The organism is Sulfuricaulis sp., assembly GCF_040901545.1.
In the GTDB taxonomy this organism is placed as follows: Bacteria; Pseudomonadota; Gammaproteobacteria; order Acidiferrobacterales; family Sulfurifustaceae; genus Sulfuricaulis.
On record NZ_JBBDYL010000042.1, the window covers coordinates 16,292 to 37,021 of the forward strand.

16 protein-coding genes are annotated in these 20,730 nt (G+C 58.0%); 7 read left to right on the forward strand and 9 right to left on the reverse strand.

Annotated features, from left to right (window positions below; all coding sequences use genetic code 11):
- Positions 1-31: 31 nt before the first annotated feature.
- The 4 genes from WD823_RS07345 (at position 32) to metH (ending at position 6,985) form a co-directional block, all read left to right on the forward strand.
- Complete coding sequence (locus tag WD823_RS07345) at positions 32-1,021, forward strand: TraB/GumN family protein (RefSeq protein ID WP_368428840.1); 990 nt, start codon at positions 32-34, stop codon at positions 1,019-1,021.
- A gap of 109 nt (positions 1,022-1,130) precedes the next feature.
- Positions 1,131-2,120, forward strand: a complete 990-nt coding sequence (locus WD823_RS07350; RefSeq protein WP_368428841.1) for a putative zinc-binding metallopeptidase — start codon at positions 1,131-1,133, stop codon at positions 2,118-2,120.
- Positions 2,117-3,136: an ATP-grasp domain-containing protein gene (locus WD823_RS07355; RefSeq protein ID WP_368428842.1), complete on the forward strand. Its 1,020-nt coding sequence runs from the start codon at positions 2,117-2,119 to the stop codon at positions 3,134-3,136. The genes WD823_RS07350 and WD823_RS07355 overlap by 4 nt, the downstream gene beginning before the upstream one ends.
- 126 nt (positions 3,137-3,262) lie before the next feature.
- Entirely contained in the window at positions 3,263-6,985 is a 3,723-nt protein-coding gene (gene metH / locus WD823_RS07360; protein WP_368428843.1) for a methionine synthase, read from the forward strand.
- A gap of 148 nt (positions 6,986-7,133) precedes the next feature.
- Here the strand turns inward: metH and WD823_RS07365 are convergent, their stop codons facing one another.
- Both WD823_RS07365 and hrpB read right to left on the reverse strand, forming a co-directional pair.
- Positions 7,134-7,382 carry a hypothetical protein gene (locus WD823_RS07365; RefSeq protein ID WP_368428844.1) on the reverse strand — a complete coding sequence of 83 codons (249 nt, stop codon included), beginning with the start codon at positions 7,380-7,382 and terminating at the stop codon, positions 7,134-7,136.
- A 336-nt stretch (positions 7,383-7,718) separates the two neighbouring features.
- Positions 7,719-10,238 (reverse strand): ATP-dependent helicase HrpB, encoded by a 2,520-nt coding sequence (hrpB, locus tag WD823_RS07370; protein WP_368428845.1) that lies wholly within the window; start codon positions 10,236-10,238, stop codon positions 7,719-7,721.
- A gap of 181 nt (positions 10,239-10,419) precedes the next feature.
- Between hrpB and WD823_RS07375 the strand changes: the two genes are divergently transcribed.
- Entirely contained in the window at positions 10,420-11,292 is an 873-nt protein-coding gene (locus tag WD823_RS07375) for an alpha/beta fold hydrolase (protein ID WP_368428846.1), read from the forward strand.
- Between the two features lie 2 nt (positions 11,293-11,294).
- Here the strand turns inward: WD823_RS07375 and WD823_RS07380 are convergent, their stop codons facing one another.
- The 7 genes from WD823_RS07380 to WD823_RS07410 form a co-directional block, all read right to left on the reverse strand.
- A complete protein-coding gene (locus tag WD823_RS07380; protein WP_368428847.1) occupies positions 11,295-11,630 on the reverse strand; it encodes a hypothetical protein in 336 nt (111 codons plus the stop codon).
- Positions 11,631-11,733: 103 nt separating this feature from the next.
- Positions 11,734-13,242 carry a DegQ family serine endoprotease gene (locus WD823_RS07385; RefSeq protein WP_368428848.1) on the reverse strand — a complete coding sequence of 503 codons (1,509 nt, stop codon included), beginning with the start codon at positions 13,240-13,242 and terminating at the stop codon, positions 11,734-11,736.
- 70 nt (positions 13,243-13,312) lie between these two features.
- Positions 13,313-15,934, reverse strand: coding sequence for an ATP-dependent chaperone ClpB (clpB, locus tag WD823_RS07390; RefSeq protein ID WP_368428849.1), 2,622 nt, complete (start codon positions 15,932-15,934; stop codon positions 13,313-13,315).
- 139 nt (positions 15,935-16,073) lie between these two features.
- Positions 16,074-16,871 (reverse strand): YiiX/YebB-like N1pC/P60 family cysteine hydrolase, encoded by a 798-nt coding sequence (locus WD823_RS07395; RefSeq protein WP_368428850.1) that lies wholly within the window; start codon positions 16,869-16,871, stop codon positions 16,074-16,076.
- A gap of 69 nt (positions 16,872-16,940) precedes the next feature.
- Positions 16,941-17,666, reverse strand: coding sequence for a lysophospholipid acyltransferase family protein (locus tag WD823_RS07400; RefSeq protein WP_368428851.1), 726 nt, complete (start codon positions 17,664-17,666; stop codon positions 16,941-16,943).
- A 23-nt stretch (positions 17,667-17,689) separates the two neighbouring features.
- A complete protein-coding gene (locus tag WD823_RS07405; RefSeq protein ID WP_368428852.1) occupies positions 17,690-19,018 on the reverse strand; it encodes an MFS transporter in 1,329 nt (442 codons plus the stop codon).
- Positions 19,019-19,082: 64 nt separating this feature from the next.
- Positions 19,083-19,421 carry an ArsR/SmtB family transcription factor gene (locus WD823_RS07410; RefSeq protein ID WP_368428853.1) on the reverse strand — a complete coding sequence of 113 codons (339 nt, stop codon included), beginning with the start codon at positions 19,419-19,421 and terminating at the stop codon, positions 19,083-19,085.
- Between the two features lie 578 nt (positions 19,422-19,999).
- Between WD823_RS07410 and WD823_RS07415 the strand changes: the two genes are divergently transcribed.
- Both WD823_RS07415 and WD823_RS07420 read left to right on the forward strand, forming a co-directional pair.
- Positions 20,000-20,473, forward strand: a complete 474-nt coding sequence (locus WD823_RS07415; protein WP_368428854.1) for a Na+/H+ antiporter subunit E — start codon at positions 20,000-20,002, stop codon at positions 20,471-20,473.
- Positions 20,470-20,727 carry a monovalent cation/H+ antiporter complex subunit F gene (locus tag WD823_RS07420; protein ID WP_368428855.1) on the forward strand — a complete coding sequence of 86 codons (258 nt, stop codon included), beginning with the start codon at positions 20,470-20,472 and terminating at the stop codon, positions 20,725-20,727. Before WD823_RS07415 ends, WD823_RS07420 begins: the two co-directional genes overlap by 4 nt.
- Positions 20,728-20,730: the final 3 nt, after the last annotated feature.

Here is a 20,730-nt window from a genome sequence, read left to right on the forward strand (position 1 = left end):
TGGTAATCGGGCTTACTCCATAACACTACCCATGCGAAGCGCCGATATCCAGTCCGCGACCGCACGCCACGCAACGGGTGGCGCGCCCATTTTCACCAAGATTCTCCCGATCCTGCTTACTGCTTTTGCGCTGTTTGCCGGCACGGCGATTTCCGGCGCCCATGCCGAAAATCAAACCAGAGTCACGTCACCGGCGCCGGTCGCCCGGTCCGGCATCCCGTCCCAATTCACGCAAGGCGTGTTATGGAAAATATCGGCGCCGGGCGTCAAATCAAGCTACCTTTTCGGAACCATGCATTCCGACGATGCCCGCATCGCCGACTTGCCGCCGCCGGTCACCCGGGCGTTTGACGCCTCCGACCGTTTTGCCATGGAGGCATTGATCGATGCCGACGGACTGATCTACATGGCGCAAGCGATGTTCTTCAACGACGGCCGGACACTGGAACAAGTGATTGGCAAGGAACTGTTTGCGAAATCCGTGGAGGCCATGACGACCCATGGCGTTCCGACAGTGGCCGTGGAAAAACAGAAACCCTGGGCGGTGATGATGGCGCTTTCCATGCCACGGCCAAAAACCGGAGAATTTCTCGATTTAATCCTGGAACAGCGGGCCAAGCGCTTGAACAAACCAGTCGCCGGGCTTGAGACCATCGAGGAACAGGTGGCGGTATTCAACGATCTGCCGTTGCCGGATCAGGTCGTGCTGCTGAAAGAAACCGTGCGGTCCCATCCGCAATTTGAAACGGAAATCGAAAAGATGGTCATCGCCTACCTCGCCCGCGATCTGGTTGGATTGGAAAAAATCAGCGGGAAAAACAGTTTGGAAGATGACCGAGTCTTCCACACCGTGATGGACCGGCTGTTCACCCAACGCAACTACCGCATGGTGGAACGCATGCGACCGCTGCTCAAACAAGGCGGGAGTTTCATCGCCGTGGGAGTCGCGCATCTGACCGGGGAGCATGGTTTGTTGAATCTGGTGAAGCAAGCCGGGTATCGTGTCACACCAGTCTACTAGTCGACTAGGAAAATAGAAGGAGACGGTCATTCCCTCACGCAAGATCAAAAGCCGGAAACGGCGCCATAAACGGCCGGTGCGCCGGGCTACGTCCCTGAACTGGACGCGCATGTCCGACGCGCGTCTGCTCGATACACGACTGTGTGACTTGGGGCTTACGCTCACGGGCAGCAAGATTCGCAAAGAGCTTGAATCGCTGTGGCGGGATCTGGAAAACCGCGGCTTCGCTTTCCGGCCGCATTGCTGGCTGTCCGATTGCTGGTTTTGTCCGGATAACGTGCCGGGTTTCGCCATTCCCTTTTACCTGGTGCACCCTCGGCTCATGCGCCTGGAAAAGTCCTACATGCTGGAAATCGAGGGCAACAGCGCGGAGACGCGCATGAAATTGTTGCGTCACGAGACGGCACACGCGCTGGCAAACGCCTACCGCCTGTATCTCAAGCAAAGCTGGCGGCGGCGATTTGGCCGGGCCAGCAAGGCCTATCCGGAAAGTTACCTGCCGCGCCCCTACAGCCGCAATTACGTGCTGCACCTCGACAACTGGTATGCGCAAAGTCACCCGGCCGAGGACTGGGCCGAAACCTTCGCGGTGTGGCTCGACCCCAATTCGCGCTGGCGCGAGAAATACCGCGACTGGCCGGCGCTCAAGAAGCTCAATTACGTGGACACGCTGATGCGGGAGATCATCGGCCATACGCCGCCCGTTCGCAGTAAGAAACAGGTCGATTCCATCAACACGCTGCGCATCACCCTGCGCGAATATTTCGCGGAAAAGCAGACACGGCTGCAACAGGATCTGCCGCGTTTCCACGAACAGCAATTGCGCCAGATCTTTCCCGCCGCGATCAGCCGGAAAAACGAACGCGCGGCACATTTTGTCCGCCGGCTGCGACGCGAGGCTATCAACACCGTCGCTAAATGGACATCGGAATCGCGTTATCGCATCAATCTGACCATCGAAGACATGATCCATCGATGCGACGAGATGAATCTGCATGCCTCACGTGACAAGGAGGAAACGCGGGTCGCGCTCATCGCCTCGCTGGTCATGCTTTACATGGGTTCATTGCGCAGCGGGATGTCACGCCTCGCCATATGAAGAAACTGCGGGTCATGATGGTGGTGCACTACACGCTGGTGCCGCCGGATGACCTGCGCGACAAGTCCGATCCCCGGATGGAGAAGTTCCGCACCGAGTACGACGTCAAAAACGCTTTGATCAATCTCGGGCACGAAGTCCAGGTGGTGGGCGTCTACGACGATCTGGCGCCGATCCGCAAGACGAACGAGGGGTGGAAGCCCCACATCGCGTTCAACCTGCTGGAGGATTTCGCCGGCAACAGCGCCTTCGATTACTACGTCGTCAGTTACTTCGAGATGATGCGCATCCCCTACACCGGCTGTAATCCGCGCGGGCTACTGCTGGCGCGCGACAAGGCGCTGACCAAGATGATCCTCACCTATCACCGCATCAGTGGCCCGGATTTCGACGTATTCCGGCTCGGCCGGAAGATCAGCCGGCGGCGCAAGTTCACTTATCCCCTGATCGTAAAGTCTCTGACCGAGGAAGGCTCGGTGGGAATCGCCAAGGCCTCGTACGTCGAGAACGAAGACCAGTTGCGCGAACGCGTGGCGCTGATCCAAGACAAGCTGCATGGCGACGCCATCGCCGAGCAATATATCGACGGCCGCGAGTTATACGTCACCGTCCTCGGCAATACCAAGCTCGAGATCCTGCCGATTCGCGAACTGGTGTTCGACAATGTCGAGCCGGGGACACCGAAGATGGCGACCTACAAAGTAAAATGGGACGACAAGTACCGAGAACGCTGGGGCATCCACTACCAATTCGCCCGCAATCTCCCGGACGGCATGGAGCAGCGCATCGCCCACCTCTGCAAACGCGTCTATCACCTGCTGGACATGAATGGTTACGGTCGCGTCGACTTTCGTGTCGCAGCGGACGGCGAGCTCCACGTCCTGGAGGCCAATCCGAATCCCGGCATCGCCCGGGACGAGGATTGCAGCCAGTCCGCGATCAAATCGGGATTGAGCTATGAGGACTTTATCCAACGTATACTGCAACTGGGACTGACCTGGCGAACCACCGAGTAATAACTTTGTCCACGCCGACCCGAACCTGATCGGGTCCCGACCGTCACCGCGCTGAAAGTCCGGCTATCACGCCACCCGTGAAACCCGGTACACTGCACGCCGATTTTATGCATACAATTCACACGAATGTCACAATCTTACGTCGTTCCCGACAACGCCCGACGCACTCGCCTGTCCCGGCTTGATAGCCTGCTCCAAGAGCGAATCCTGATCCTGGACGGTGCCATGGGCACCATGATCCAGCGCTACAAGCTGGAGGAAAAAGATTATCGCGGCGAACGCTTCGCGAGCTGGGCGCACGAGCTGAAAGGGAACAACGACCTGCTGACGCTCACGCAACCCAAGATCATCCGCGACATCCACGCGGCCTATCTCGGCGCCGGCGCCGACATCCTCGAAACCAACACCTTCAATTCGCAATCCATCTCCATGGCGGATTACAAGCTGGAGGAACTCGCCTATGAATTGAACCGCGAGGGCGCGCGCCTGGCGCGCGCCACGGCCGATGAATACGAACGCCAGAACGCATCGCGCCCGCGTTTCGTGGCCGGGGTGCTCGGGCCGACCAATCGCACCGCCTCGTTGTCACCGGACGTGAACTTCCCGGAATTCCGCAACGTCAGTTTCGACGAGCTGGTCTCCGCCTACACCGAAGCCACGCGCGGACTGCTCGACGGCGGCGCCGATCTGCTGCTGGTCGAAACCGTGTTCGACACGCTGAACTGCAAGGCGGCGTTGTACGCGATCGACCGCTATTTCGTAGAACACGGAATACGGGTGCCGATCATGATCTCCGGCACCATCACCGATGCCAGCGGCCGCACCCTTTCGGGACAAACCACCGAGGCGTTCTGGAATTCCATCGCGCACGCGCGACCCTTGAGCGTGGGTTTGAATTGCGCCCTCGGCACCGCGCAATTGCGCCAGTACGTCGAGGAAATGGCGCGCGTCGCCAACGTACGCGTCAGCAGCCATCCCAACGCCGGACTGCCGAACGAATTCGGCGGTTACGACGACACGCCGGAATTCATGGCCGGCCAGATCAAGGAATGGGCCGAATCCGGCTTCATCAATATCGTGGGCGGTTGCTGCGGCACCACGCCGCCGCACATCAAGGCCATCGCCGACGCCGTGCGCGCCAGCCGTCCGCGCGCGCTGCCGGAAATCGAGCCACGGTGCCGGCTCGCGGGGCTGGAATCGCTCAACATCGGGCCGGAAAGCATTTTCGTGAACATCGGCGAACGCACCAACGTCACGGGATCGGCCGCGTTCAAGAAGCTCATTCTAAATAACGAATACGACAAGGCGCTCGACGTGGCGCGTCAGCAGGTGATCAACGGGGCCCAGATCATCGACGTCAACATGGACGAGGCGATGCTCGAAGGCGAGAAGGCCATGACGACCTTCCTGCATCTGATCGCCTCCGAGCCGGAAATTGCCCGCGTGCCGGTGATGATCGATTCGTCCAAGTGGACCGTGCTCGAGGCCGGGCTGAAATGCGTGCAGGGCAAACCGGTGGTGAATTCCATCAGCCTCAAGGAAGGCGAGGAAAAATTCATCGATCAGGCACGCACCGTACGCCGTTATGGCGCGGCGGTCGTGGTCATGGCTTTCGATGAAAAGGGCCAGGCGGATACGCGCGCGCGCAAAACCGAGATTTGCGCACGCTCGTACAAGATCCTCACGGAGCGGGCCAACATCCCGCCCCAGGACATCATATTCGACCCGAACGTCTTCGCGATCGGCACCGGCATCGAGGAGCACAACAATTACGCGGTGGACTACATCGAGGCCACGCGCGCGATCAAGAACAGCCTCCCGCACGCGCTGATCAGCGGCGGCGTGAGCAATGTGTCGTTCTCGTTTCGCGGCAATACCGCGGTGCGCGAGGCCATTCACTCGGTGTTTCTCTATCACGCCATCCAGGCGGGCATGGACATGGGCATCGTGAATGCCGGCCAACTCGCCGTCTACGCGGACATACCCGCGGAACTGCGCGAGCGGGTGGAAGACGTGGTGCTCAACCGCCGGCCCGATGCCACGGAACGACTGCTTGAAATCGCGCCCCAATTCGCCGGCGACGGCGGCCGGGTACAGACCCAGGATCTGAGCTGGCGCCAGGCGCCGGTCAAGGAGCGCCTGACGCATGCGCTGGTGCACGGCATCGACGAATACGTCGAGCAGGACACCGAGGAGACGCGCCGGATTTTCGATCGGCCGATCCAGGTGATCGAAGGCCCGCTCATGGACGGCATGAACGTGGTCGGCGACCTGTTCGGCTCCGGCAAGATGTTCCTGCCGCAGGTGGTGAAGAGCGCGCGCGTGATGAAAAAGGCCGTGGCCTATCTCATTCCGTACATCGAGGCGGAAAAGACCGCCGGCAGCCGCGCCAAGGGCAAAGTCCTCATGGCGACGGTCAAGGGCGACGTGCACGACATCGGCAAGAACATCGTCGGCGTGGTGCTGGCGTGCAATAACTACGAGGTCATCGATCTCGGCGTCATGGTGCCGGCGTCGAAGATCCTCGAAACCGCGAAACAGGAAAAGGTGGACATCATCGGGTTATCCGGCCTGATCACGCCCTCGCTCGAGGAAATGGCGCACGTGGCCAAAGAGATGCAGCGTGAACATTTCACGGTGCCACTGCTCATCGGCGGCGCCACGACTTCGCGCGTGCACACGGCGGTGAAGATCGCGCCGAATTACCCGCATCCGGTGGTGTGGGTCAAGGACGCCTCGCGCGGCGTGGGCGTGGTTTCAAATCTCCTGAGCGCCGACCTGAAAAAAGACTTCGTGGCAAGAATCCACGCCGAATACGACGAAGTCCGCACGCGCCACAAGGGCAAGCAGGCCAACGTGCGGATGCTGGGCCTGAGCGCCGCCCGCGCCAACAAATCCAAAATCGATTGGCCGGATTACGTCCCGCCGGTGCCACGCGTTTTGGGTATCCAGGCCTTTCCGAAATATGCCCTGGATGAACTGGTGCGCTATATCGACTGGACGCCGTTTTTTCAGACCTGGGAGCTCACCGGACGCTACCCGGAGATACTCAAGGATGAAACGGCGGGAACGGAGGCAACCACGCTTTTCAACGACGCCCAGTCCCTGCTCAAGCGCATCGTTCGGGAAAATCTGTTTACCGCCAACGGCGTGCTGGGCTTGTTCCCGGCCAACAGCGTGCACGACGATGATATTGAAGTGTACGCCGACGCGGCACGGACACGGGTTTTAACCACGCTGCACAGTTTGCGCCAGCAAGATGAAAAACCGCCGGGCCGTCCCAATCGCGCGCTCGCGGATTTTGTGGCGCCGAAGGAAACCGGCCTTAAGGATTTCGTCGGGGGATTTGCCGTCGGGATACACGGGGCCGAAGCGTTGGCGAAAAAATTCGAACAACAAAACGACGACTACAACGCCATCATGGTTAAAGCGCTCGCGGATCGTCTGGCGGAGGCGTTTGCCGAACGGCTGCACGAACGTTGCCGCAAGGAGTTCTGGGGATATGCCGCCGCGGAACAGCTCGATGTCGAGGCATTAATCCGTGAAGCCTATCAGGGCATTCGTCCGGCCCCCGGCTATCCGGCCTGCCCGGATCATACCGAAAAAGAACTGCTGTTCAGCCTGATCGATGCGACGAAAACCACGGAGATCAAGCTTACGGAAACCTACGCCATGTGGCCGGCGGCGGCGGTCAGCGGTTTCTATTTCTCCCATCCGGAGTCGCGGTATTTTGCCGTGGGGAAACTGGCCAAGGACCAGGTCGAGGACTACGCGCGGCGTAAGGATATGAAACTCGCCGTCATCGAGCGCTGGCTGTCGCCGAATCTCGGTTACGAACCGCAAGACTGATCGGCCTGGTTCCGTACCCACATCGAATTGGAGCACCCCCTTCAGGTGTTTCCCTGGCCGTAAGCGTGACTGATTTATCCGGCCGGAAATAATATTCCCATCCACGCCAAACACCGCGTGGATGGGAATGGTGAAGCTGGTACTCCGTCTACTGGATGTTCAGGATCTTCTCGGCTTTCCCGAGCGCATCCAGCGCCTCCTGATGCTTGCCCGCTTTGTGATGGGTCTCGCCCTCGGCACGCAGGCGCTTGACTTCGGACATCTGCGCGACGGTGATGTTGGGTTTGGCCGCGAGCGCAGCGTCAATTTTCTTCATCTCCTTGGGGCAATGGAACGCGAAGGCGTTGCCGGCCGCGAGCGCAAAAACCGTCGCGGCAACGAGTACACGAAGTTTCATGATGATCTCCTTAGTAATGATTAAAATTCGCGGAACAAACAGGTTCCGCATCCACGTAAACACCTGAGCAGGATATTTTATTCCCACCTTTTTCCTGCCGGAGTAAATAATGCGTCTGAAGGCGTTTCTCAGGCGCCGGGGGGTATATTTAAGAATCTGCTAAAACCGAACAATATCTACGTTATTTAACATGTAGCGAACCACCCGTTGCTGATAAACAACCGAAGACGCGCGCGATCCAGGGGTATCGGGTTATCTGCTTTGTCACGCTCTGAAAATCAGTTTGTTGTTCTCGACCCTGACGCGGTCACCCATTTTGACGTCCGGTGTAAAACATCAGGAACGCCTGGGTCGGGCTCTCGACGTGGCCCTGGCCACCCATGGATTGTCCGGCCAGGGATGCTTGGGGTAACGGCCCTTCAGTTCCTTTTTTACTTCCGGGTAGGTCCGTTCCCAGAATCCGCGCAGGTCTTGGGTGACCTGAATCGGGCGCCGCGCCGGCGAGAGCAGACTCAGGGTGACCGGTATTTTACCCTGTGCGACGCGCGGGGTTTCCGCAAGTCCGAACATTTCCTGAAGCTTGACCTTGAGCACCGGGGACTCGCCCGGAATATATTCCAAGCGCATGCGTGAACCGCTGGGGACGGTTAGATGCGTCGGCGCTTCCGCTTCCAGCCTCCGGGCCAGCTCCCATCCGAGCAGATTTATCAGGATGGCGTGCAGATCGAGGCGCGACAGATGTTCGCGGCGCGTCATGTCGTCCAGATACGGGCCGAGCCAGTCGTCCAGTGTCGCGAACAATGCCGTGTCTGAAACATCCGGCCAGTTTTCCTCCGGTAACCAGTGGCGCATCGAGAGGACGCGCGCCTGCCAATCGCGCGCCACGCGTGTCCACGGCAATCCCGCGATACCCATACGACGGATGCCTTCGATCATTGCCTCGCGCACATCGCTGACGCTGGTTTCGGTAATCGGCTTGCTGTCCAGTACCAACGCGCTGAAGCATTGTTCATGTCGCGAGGTCACCGCTTGCTGTTGCGGGTCCCAGCGCACCGATTCTTTGTTTTGAATGTGTGCTGCAAAATGCCGGCGCAGCTCGCTGATTGCCAGCGGTGCGGCCGTATAAATCATGCCTTCGGTTTCACCCGCGTCGAGGCTCGCCGCCACGAGGCATGGCTGTCGCAACCGGATCTCCGCCTCCGGCAACCGCGCGCCGCGCCCCGACGCCAGCAGGTAGCGACTGTCGCCCGGCGTTCGCGCCAGCGCCACCCGATCGGGATAAGCGAGCGCGAGCAGGAGCCCGACTTGGCTGGTATCGGTGGTTTGCACCGATTCGGGACAGGACATTATCCGCCGGAACTGCATGGCCACCTGATTCACCCGTGCGCAGGCGTTGACGTCGGCGTGGTGCGACTGGGCCCCCTGACGTCCATGAGCCCGGAATGCCCATAGCGACTCCAGTCGCTGGATAAAATCGGCGGAGCGCCTCGATTCGCCGGACAGGATTTCTCGTTCCGAGAGCAGCGCCGCAATATCGCAAGCCAGCGCCACCAACCCAAGATCCTTCGCCTTGAACAGCATGTGCGACAAGCGCGGATGCAGCGGCAGACTTACCATCGCGTTTCCGGTTTGCGTGATCAGCCCGTCGGTATCGAGCGCTTCGAGCTCGGTGAGCAACGCCCGCGCCTGGGTAAAGGCCGCGTCGGGCGGCGGATCGAGCCAGGCGAGCGCACCGGGTTCGCGTACCCCCCATGCCGCCAATTCCAGCGCCAGCGACGACAGGTCCGTGCTGCGGATTTCCGGCGGCAAATGCGGAATGAGCCCGTGTTGCGTCGTTTCGCTCCAGAGCCGGTAACAAATACCGGGGGACAGCCGGCCCGCACGGCCCGCCCGCTGCTCGCTGGAGGCGCGCGATAAGCGTATCGTGGTGAGCCGTGACAGGCCCGATTGGAGATTGAATTGAGGCACGCGCACATATCCCGAATCGACCACGATCCGGATACCTTCGATGGTCAGGCTGGTTTCCGCGATCGGAGTGGCTAGCACAATTTTGCGTCGCCCGGGAGCGGGTTGTATGGCGCGTTCCTGCAGTTCCCACGGCAGGTCGCCGTAAAGCGGACAGACATCCGCGTGTGAAGCTACTTTCGCGGTCAGCAATTCCTGGGTACGGCGGATTTCCCAGGCGCCGGCAAGAAATACCAGTACATCGCCTTCGTCGTTCTCAAGCGCCGTCATCACGGTGTCGCACACCAATTGTGGCAACGGACCGGCAGGTTCCCGCGTCAGATACCGGACTGCAACCGGGTGTAAGCGGCCCGCGCTGGTTATCACGGGAACATTTCCCAGCAGCTTCGACACCGAAGCGCCATCCAGCGTGGCGGACATGACAAGAATTTTCAGGTCTTCACGAACGATTTTCCGGCTGTCAAGGCAAAGCGCCATGGCCAGGTCGGCATGCAGATGCCGTTCATGAAATTCGTCGAAAATGACGAGACCCACATCCTTCAACTCGGGATCGGATTGTATGCGACGTGTCAAAATTCCCTCGGTCAGGACCTCGATGCGCGTCCGGTTGGATATCCTCGAATCAAAACGGATGCGGTATCCGACGGTTTCTCCCGGTTTCTCTCCGAGCAAATGCGCCATGCGCTGACAGGCCGCGCGCGCGGCAAGCCGGCGCGGTTCCAGCAACAGGATCGTGCGACCGGCAAGCCAGACTTCATTCAGCAACGACAGGGGAACATGGGTGGTTTTGCCGGCTCCGGGCGGTGCTTGAAGCACGGCGGATTTGTTTGTGGCCAGCGCGCGGCGCAGCAACGGCAAAACTTCGTCAACCGGGAGTTGCTCTCCGATCATGGCTAAGCGTTGAGAACCTTCAGGCCAGGGACGATGACACCGCCAGCGCGTGAGAATTACCGACTCTATACACGGGATTTCATGAATCCGTCAAGCGACTCCTGCTTGCACAGCCCTGGCATCAGATGAAATTGAACTTCGCTGGAGAAATCCGGTGTGGACCATTATCCTTTGCATATCCATGGAAGTCCTCCGCTCACTGCGAACCGTTGATGGCGCCACGCTCGGTTACCGACTTTACCGCGAGCCTGCCACAACCCGGCGGCTCATCGTGCTGCTGCACGGTGTGGCCAGCAACATGACCCGCTGGTCTGAATTCGTCGAACAGACGATTTTGACGAAAAGCTGGGATGTGCTGCGACCGGACCTGCGCGGTCACGGTGAATCCTTTTCCCGCGGCACGCTGAATCTGGAAATCTGGTGCAAGGACCTGCGGGACATACTCGACGCGGAAGGCTACGACCAGGCCCTGCTGATCGGCCACAGTCTCGGGGCCCAGGTGGCCATTCAGTTTGCGGCGCGCTATCCCGCGCGCGTCACGGCGCTCGCGATCATCGATCCGGTCTTTCACGTGGCCATGCGTGGCGGCTTGCGTGTCATGGCAAGATTGCGGTTTATTTTCCGGATACTGACCGAATGCATCCGTCTGCTGAACAAAATTGGCCTTCGACGGCGGACGATACCCGCGCGCGATTTGCAACAACTGGATCGAGAAACCAGGAAAAATCTCCTGGATACGGGAAAAAAACGGGAAATGGTCGAGCTTTACTCGTCACCGTGGCAAGATTTGAGATTTTTCCCGATTGCCAGTTATCTGAAAGAACTGCTGGAGATTACCCGTCCGCTGCCTGCGCTGGAAAAAATCAATGCCCCGATTCTGGCTTTACTCTCATCCGGCATCACTTACACCGATCCCGGGATCACGCGCAGGATACTTGACGGGCGCCCGCGGAGTGAAACCGTGACTGTCGCTGCCCACCACTGGCCGCTGACGGAAAATCCGGAGCAGGTCCGCTCGACGATTGAACAGTGGTGTGCACGGCTTCCGATTTAACGTTATTTACGCTCGCCGGACCAATTATATCCTTGCACGAAACCTTGCCGATCGAATTTGATCTGCAGTATTTTGAGGCGGGTATCGGATGAGACGGGCATTTGTCCCTCCCCGTAATAATAAATCCACTCATCAAAACGCCCGCCATTGGTATCCACCGCGATACCAGTTCCATTCGGCGGACCCAGCCAGCCGCGAACCTGCGCCTGCGTGGTCGTCCCACGCTGCACCTTCGATTCAAATGCACGCAGATCGAAATCCCGGCCAATTTGCACGGTACTGCAGGCCGCCAGCGTGATAAGCAACAGCGCGGATAAAGCTCCTACGCGTCGAAGCATGGATACATTCTCATTGGTGCGAATGGCGCTAAGCTACCGACAGCAACGCGATCCGTCAACAACAATACGCCGGGAAATTCGGTAAACCGCGGTAATGGGCCTTTTACGGATTGATGGCAACAAACAATTTTCGGCCTTGGCGATTCAGCAGCAGCAAGGTACTGTCCTGCTTCGAAAGCTTGCCGCTCAATTGCCTGAAATCGGCGATGTCACGCACCCGTTGACGGTTTATTTCGATGATGACGTCGCCTTCCCGTAAACCCGACTCTTGCGCGGCGCTACCCGGCTCCACGCCGCTGATGACGACGCCCGTCATACCGGCGGGCAATCCGAGTTGTTGCGCAATATCGGGTGTTAGATTGCGCACCTCGAGGCCCGCTAAGGCGGTTTCTTTGCTGCTTTCACCCGGTGATGTCTCGCCTTCCGCCTGCATCAGATCCTTGGGTTGCTCCGCGATTTTTACATCGATCGTCACGGGCTTCTTGTCCCGCAGCACGACAACCTTCACTTTTACACCAACCGGCGTTTGGGCGACGATATTTCTCAATATGCTCGGGCCATCGACCGTTTTGCCATTGAAGGCGGTGATGACGTCGCCGCTTTGAATTCCGGCCGCCGCGGCGGGGCTGTCCGGCAGCACTTCGCTCACCAGCGCCCCTTTGCTCTGCTTGATGCCGAACTGCTTTGCCAAGTCCGCCGTGACTTCTTGGATCGAGACACCGAGCCAGCCGCGCACCACCTTGCCGCTCTTGATCAGGCTGTCCATCACCGCCCGCGACATGTTGCTTGGCACGGCGAAACCGATGCCCATGTAACCTCCGGAACGCGAGAATATGGCGGTATTAATACCGACCAGTTGACCGCGCACATTCACGAGCGCGCCGCCTGAATTCCCGGGATTGATGGCGGCGTCGGTCTGAATGAAATCCTCGTAGTCGGCGATGCCGACATTGGCCCGCCCCACGGCACTGACGATACCCTGCGTGACGGTCTGGTTCAGCCCGAATGGGTTGCCGATGGCGAGTATGTATTCGCCCACCTCGAGTTTATCCGAATCGCCCCAGGGAATCGTCGGCAAATCTTTGGCGTTGATCTTGATGACGGCAATATCGCTCTTGGGATCGGTTCCCACGACCTTGCCGATAAATTCACGCTTGTCATTCAACAGAACCTTGATCTCGTCCGCTTTGGATATGACATGGTTGTTTGTGACGATATATCCGTCGGGCGAAACGATAACGCCGGAACCGAGGCTGGCCTCGCGCCGGTCACGCGGCATCTGGAAACGGCGAAAAAATTCATCTCCGAAGAACTGTCTGAAAAACGGATCATCCAAAAATGGCGAAGGCGCTCCGCCTGCGGGAGAGCGCACGACGCGCGTGGTGGATATATTCACCACCGCGGGCATGGCCATTTTGACGACCGGAACAAAATTCGGCGGCGCCGGGCCTGTCAGGGCCGGTATCGTAGTGGGTGCGGTCTGTGGCGTGCTGCTGTCGGCATTCGGCAACCAGCCGAGACCCGAGCTGAAGACGATGCCGACTATTACTCCGGAAACAAGGAAAACTCCGGCGATAATTCCGACTTTGAATGAGCGACGATCGAGAGACATGAAAATTACCCCAAGTTACAAGTTATGGTGTTTGTCGTTATCACCATGGACGGTTGAAATTCAATAAAGTTCAGCCGACGGCACGATCCGTCGACGCTGCCGGCTTTCCGGTCCTGCTTTTCTTGCGGAAAACCAATTCATCTCCGGCTACATCGGCCTGAATCACATCTTTCGGCCCGAACTTCCCGGACAGGATCTCCTGCGCCAGGGGATTTTCCACGTGGTTCTGGATGGCGCGTTTGAGCGGTCGCGCGCCGAACACCGGATCGAACCCCGCCTCGGCCAGTTTGTCCAGGGCGCGGGGGGTCAGTTCGAGTTCCATATCGCGCGCGCGCAGTCGTTCACGCAGGTACCGTACCTGCAGTTCGGCGATACGATGCAGCTGTTCGCGGCCGAGCGGATGGAATACCACGATATCGTCGATACGATTGACGAACTCCGGCCGGAAATGACTGCCGACAATTTGCATGACCGCGTTTTTCATCTGGTCGTAATTCTCCTCGCCCGCCAGTTCCTGGATCACGGTGGAGCCGAGGTTCGATGTCATGACGATCACCGTGTTCCTGAAATCGACGGTCCGCCCTTGCCCGTCGGTAAGGCGTCCGTCCTCCAGCACCTGCAGCAACACGTTGAATACGTCCGGGTGCGCCTTTTCGATCTCGTCGAACAGGATGACGGAATACGGTTTGCGCCGCACGGCTTCGGTAAGATATCCGCCCTCTTCGTAACCGACGTACCCCGGGGGTGCGCCGATAAGGCGCGCCACGGAATGCTTTTCCATGAACTCCGACATGTCGATGCGCACCATGGCCTCGTCGCTGTCGAACAGGAAACCGGCCAGCGCGCGCGTGAGTTCGGTCTTGCCCACGCCCGTCGGACCGAGGAACAGGAACGAACCGTACGGTCGGCGCGGATCGGACAAGCCCGCGCGCGAGCGGCGGATGGCATTCGCCACCACGCGGATGGCTTCGTCCTGGCCGATCACGCGGTTATGCAGCACTTCCTCCATGCGCAGCAGCTTTTCGCGCTCGCCTTCCATCATGCGTGACACCGGGATCCCGGTCCAGCGCGACACCACCTCGGCCACTTCGTTCTCGGTCACGGCGTTGCGCAGCAGTTTGCGCTCCTTGCCTTCGGCGGCCTGGGCGGCGGTCAGTTGTTTCTCGAGCTCGGGGATGCGCCCGTACTGCAATTCGGACATACGCGCGAGATCGCCCGCGCGTCGGGCGGTTTCAAACTCGAGCCGCGCCCGGTCGAGCGCTTCCTTGATTTGCTGGGCGCCATGCACCGCGGCCTTCTCGGATTTCCAGACTTCATCCAGATCCGAATATTCCTTTTCGAACTTTTTGATCTCGCCCTCAAGCGTGTCCAAACGCTGTCGCGAGGCTTCGTCGGTTTCCTTTTTCAGGGCTTCACGCTCGATCTTGAGCTGGATGAGTTTGCGATCGAGCCGATCCATGGATTCGGGTTTGGAATCGATCTCCATGCGGATGCGCGACGCCGCCTCGTCCACCAGGTCAATGGCCTTGTCCGGCAGTTGCCGGTCGGTGATGTAACGGTGCGACAGCGTGGTGGCGGCGACGATCGCCGGGTCGGTGATGTCGACCCCGTGATGCACTTCGTATTTTTCCTTCAGGCCGCGCAGGATGGCGACGGTGTCCTCCACCGTCGGTTCGTCCACCCGCACCTTCTGAAAACGGCGTTCGAGGGCGGCATCCTTTTCAATGTACTTACGGTACTCATCCAGCGTAGTAGCGCCAACGCAGTGCAGATCGCCACGCGCCAGCGCCGGCTTTAACATGTTGCCGGCGTCCATTGCGCCTTCGGCCTTGCCGGCGCCGACCATGGTGTGCAATTCATCGATGAATAAAATTATACGGCCTTCCTGCCTGGCAAGATCCTTCAACACCGATTTCAACCGCTCTTCGAATTCACCGCGGTATTTCGTCCCGGCAATCAGTGTACCCATGTCGAGCGCGAGCAACCGCTTGTCTTTAATTCCTTCGGGCACCTCGTGATTAATGATGCGCTGCGCAAGCCCTTCGACAATCGCGGTTTTGCCCACGCCGGGGTCGCCGATCAAAACCGGGTTGTTTTTCGTGCGCCGTTGCAGGATTTGAATGACACGGCGGATTTCTTCATCACGGCCGATGACCGGATCGAGTTTGCCCTGTTCGGCCCGTTCTGTGAGGTCGATGGTAAATCGTTCCAGTGCCTGGCGGCCCTCTTCGGCGCCTGGGTCGTCCACTTTCTGCCCGCCACGCAGGTTTTCGATCGCCTTCTCGATGCCATTTTTCGAAACTCCGGCTTCCTTGAGCAGGCGCCCGAAGTCGCCCTTGTCCTCGAGGGCCGCCAGCAGAAACAGTTCGCTGGAAATAAACCGATCACCGCGCTTTTGCGCGTATTTGTCGGTAAGGTTGAGCAACGCGGCGAGGTTATTGGAAACATGTACTTCGCCGCCGGCGTCCGCGACCGTGGGCAGGCGGTCAAGCGCCTGGGAAAGTTTCGTCCGCAGCGCATTGACGTTGACATCCGATTTCGCGAGGAGGCCGCGTGTCGTGCCGCCTTCCTGGTCAAGCAGCGCCGTCAGCAGATGCACCGGTTCGATGAACTGATGATCGCGCCCCAGCGCGAGGCTTTGTGCGTCAGCCAGTGCCTGCTGGAATTTGGTGGTTAGTTTTTCGAGTCGCATGCCACGCCGGTACTTTAGTCTATTAGGTCAATTCTGCTACTAAATTGGGGGGCACGCCATCCGTTTTCAAGTCTGCTTCAGGTAAAAACGCGGTTCTATAAGGATTGAATGCGACCAGTCACTGGTAATTTTGACCGGTTTACGTGGTATTAACGTTCGGATTCTGCGGCCGGTCCTCGTCATGCCACGCAAGGTTTTGATAATTGAAACCAGCTTCAATAGTTGGTTTGACGACGCGAAAATACGGCGATACATCGAAATCGCGCGGCGTGAACAGGCTGTAATGGCGGATGTGAAGGATTTCTTTCTCCGTATAGTGCAATTTGTCCGTTGCAAGCACCCGTTGGCGCTCGATGCGGGGCAGAATCGGATAATGCACGGATTGGAATGCCTGCGCGATCAACGTGGAACAAACCGCGCGCGTGGGATCACCGCTTCCAAACGCGATCATCCGGCGACGCCAAGTGACCGGAACCGGTGGCGTGGGGAGGAGGTAGCGCGCGAGGTCTACGACATTTTTCAAATCGTAGGCATGGCCGATCCGCTTAATCATAAAATCGACGATGCGATGCTGATCTTCCGCCGTTAAACCGACCGGCCGGCAGATGCGCGTATTGAACGCGGCATATTTTTTCAAATGGACGGCGATCACGCCGCTTTCCACATCCGCCTCGACTAATGTCGGGAATTCGTGATTGATGTCATCCCCTTTCAATGCATCACCCACAAACATGGCGGCATGTGACCAGGTCGATTGCGTCAGGTATTTGATCGCCGTGCTGATTCGGGTATTTCCATCGACAAGCAATATATCAGCCGGTTGCAGCACTGCCGCCAACACGGCTGGATTAACGACAGCATAGGGTTGATACCGGCGGATCGGCTGATTCAGATATCTCGCCAGCGCCCTGCCAACGGTTCGGACAATCCGGTTCATCGTGATCGCGCCACGTTTTCAAACGGAAAATTCACGTTGCAAAACTCATCTGATCAACTCACCAGCTGCTTAACGGCCCGGAGAAAGCGCACGGTTACCCTCCACTCGGTCAGAATGGCCAGTAAGGACTCTCCACAATACTTCGAGGCATTCAGCAACACTTAGTTTCTGGCAATCCATGGCTTCGTACTGTTGCACGCGCGCGTGGCTTCGCAGCAACAGGGCCGAGACCGTCAAACCCTGACCGCGCACCCCCGTCACCCGCACCGGCAATATCGGCACTCGGGTCATGCGTGACAGCAGGACAATACCCCGTTTGATCGGCGTGGGCGGTTGGTGATCAAGGTGAATCCGTCCTTGCGGAAACAGCGCCACCACCTCCCCCCGCGTGAGCGCCTCCCGCGCGGCATACAGGGCGGCGCGCGGATTCCGCGTGCGTTCGACGGGAATGCACCCCACGGCGCGGAACAGCCACCTGAGCCAAAACCGGTCGTATTGTTCCCGCGCAATCAAAAACCGCAACGGCCTGGAACAAGAGGCTATCAGCAGCAACGGGTCGAGTCCGGAGAGATGGTTACTCGCCACCAGAACACCGCCGGTCGGAGAAATCTTCAAGAGGTTGGGCTCAAGACGGTGAAAATGACGGCAGAAAATCCGGTTTAATCCATCCAGTCGGTTAAGCCAGCGCTTCCCCCAATCCGCACCGCTGGCGGCATCGCAAACTCGCAATAACCGGTGCCATAAAAAAACAAGGATGGCGCCCGTAATCAATATTGAAATTGCAACGGTTGTCATGGTCAAACCAGGCGAGTGAGGCATTAATCTCGATGTATTGCCACGGCACGGCCACGGCGCTCATCGACAGTGAACAGTAAAATAATACCGGCGACAAAAAACACACAGACAGACAGCAGCGCCTGACGATGGTTACCATGAGTAATAAATGTCACTATTCCGTAAACCAGCGGACCAATGACCGCGGCGAGTTTCCCGGCCAGGCCCCAAAGGCCGAAAAACTCGGCCGAGCGCTCCGGCGGCGAAAACTGGCCCACCAAGGCCCGGCCCGCCGACTGACTTGAACCGAGGGCGACTCCGACAAGGTTTGCCACCAACCAGAATGCCGCGCGGCTCTCGGTGAAAAATGCCAGCACCAGTGCCGCGATCCAGACCGTCAGCGTCACGATCAAGGTCCGTACCGAACCAAGCCGTTCCTGCACCAGACCGAAAAGCAGTGCGCCGGCCGCAGCCGTGACATTAACGACCAGTATCAGCGATATGATTTCCTGCATGCTGAAGCCCATGACCTGCTGCGCATAAATGGCGGCCAGCACCACCACCGAATTGATGCCGCAGTAGTAAACCGTCAGTGTAATCAGAAACCGGAAAAGATCTTGATAGCGGCGTGTATTGGAAAGCGTGTCGCGAACGCGCGTGAACCCCGCGCGGATGTAATTTTCTCCCGCCTTCAACGGCCGGGGCACGGCCCGCTCGCGCAGCCAGATAAAAGTGGGGAACGCCGCCAGTCCGAACATGATCGCCGTAATCCACATCGTGACCGGGACATACTGCGCCGCCGTATCTCCTTGAGACTGCGCCCAATGGATATAAAGCAGACAGATCCCAAGGACCAGCAAGCCGCCAAGATAACCGAGCGACCAACCGTAACCCGAAATACGCCCCATCTCGCTCTGGGAAGCAATTTCAGGAAGAAACGCGGCGATAAAATTTTCACCGCTGGCGAACATAAGGCTGGCGAGGATTACAAACACCATCCCGAGGGCGACGTCTCCCGGACCGACAAAACCCAGCATGGCGGTGAAAAATACGCAGCCAATCGTGGTAAACGCTAGAAACCGCTTTTTATGCGCGCCGCGGTCGGCGATGGCGCCCAACACCGGGGCGCTGACGAGCACCATGAAATTGGTAAGCGCCATGGCGATGGTCCACAGCAATGTCGCCATGCCGCCGGTATCCACCGCGTTGCCGGCAACCACGCCGACGAAATAGGCACTGAACACCGCTGTCAGCACAACCGTGGTATAGCCGGAGTTGGCAAAATCATACATCGCCCAGGCAAAGATTTCGTGCCGGGCAACCGTCAGATTACCGGGTCGGCGTAGCGTGTTGTCGGAGAAAGAGGGAATCACCCGTGGCTGATTATATTAAGACCGGTGCTCAGTCAAATCAGCATCGGGAGGACAGCATGGCAGTTTATCCGGAGGAGACCGACACGGGCGGCGATGTCTGGGCGGCCACGAAGTCATGCACGATTCGCATAACTTCGGCACAATAGGTGTGATTGACGCGGTAATAAACCTCTTTTCCCCGTTTTTCACAAAGCAGCAGTTCCGCGTTACGCAAGACCTTCAGATGATGCGAGACCGCAGGACGGCTGATTTTGAACAGCCGCGCAATGTCATTAACGCAAATTTCCTCACCGGGTTCGAATACCAGCAGGATCTGCTGGCGGGTGGTATCGCCCAATGCAAAAAAGAAGCGGGAAAAGCGCTCCCAGCCGGGAGGGAGACGGTCAGCGAACTTGGAATTCATGCGGCGGGCCGCCGGTATCCGTTCATGAATCAACCCCCGTTGACTCGCAACAATCGCGATGAGGATATCGGAAACTCGCGATATGTCAATATATTAGAACATAATGTTTTAGTATTGTTTAGTTATGCAGGATAGCCGAGTCATTTTTGTTCTCCGTAAAAGTACAAATACGGGTATCACTGTCAGACTGGCCAAATAACAAAAAACTTTATCGAAATGCATCCCGGCCCGATCGTTTGGACCGTGAGCATCCTGCTGACTCCCGTCTGAACCCGTGCCAGAGCTTGGCGGTGTTAAATCAACGAGCGTGAAAACGGCAACAAGAAATCAGTCGACGCGCAAAACAACCAAGTTGCTGTGATAATTGTCACATGGCGGAAATTCCCGCGTAATGAAATTAAAGCGGGATATTCTCATGGCGGTGCGTGATTTCAATCTTCCCGAGAGTTGAGTATAAAATGCCGCCTAAAGTCCAAAATGATACCGAGGCACCTGTCGTGGCTCCGCCGCGTCGGGAAATGGCAACCGGATAGTTTGGGAAGAGTCGATACAATAATATATTCTCACAAGGGGTCTACATGCATTTTGCGGCGTTGTTTGCGGTCTTGCTGATTGTGTGGGTTTTGCTCTCCGGACAATTCACATTCATGCATCTCGGTGCCGGAGTTTTATCCAGTATCTTTGTAACGTTTATCGCGCTCCGCAAAAAAATCTCCGAGAAAAACGGCATACCCCTGAAAATATTCCTAACGTTGTTCACGTATTGGCCGTGGTTATTGTACAAAATCATAATGGCCAATCTCGATGTGGCGTATCGTGTCTGGCATCCCCGGCTGCCCATCTCACCGAGATATGTAAAAGTGCCTTACACCACGAAGACAGATATCGGGACGGTAACCTACGCCAACTCGATTACCCTCACCCCCGGCACCATAACCGTGACAATCGACAAACGACATTTCCTGGTTCATGCGCTGACTGGAGAAAGCGCCCAGGAACTTCTTGACGGCGAGATGCATGAGCGCGTGAAAATTCTGGAGCGTCATCCATGATGTTTATTGCCGCTGGTGTTGCCATCCTGGTGGCGATATTTCTGTTCCTGTTACGAGCCCTGCTGGGTCCGACGACTTATGACCGGATACTCGCGCTTAATGCGATCGGGACAAAAACGGTCATTTTGGTTTCTTTGATGGGCTTTATCGGGGGGCGCCCGGATTTTCTCGATATCGCCTTGCTATATGCTCTGATGAATTTTATTGCCACAATCGCCATTCTCAAATTTGTCGAATACAAGCGCCTTGGATAAATC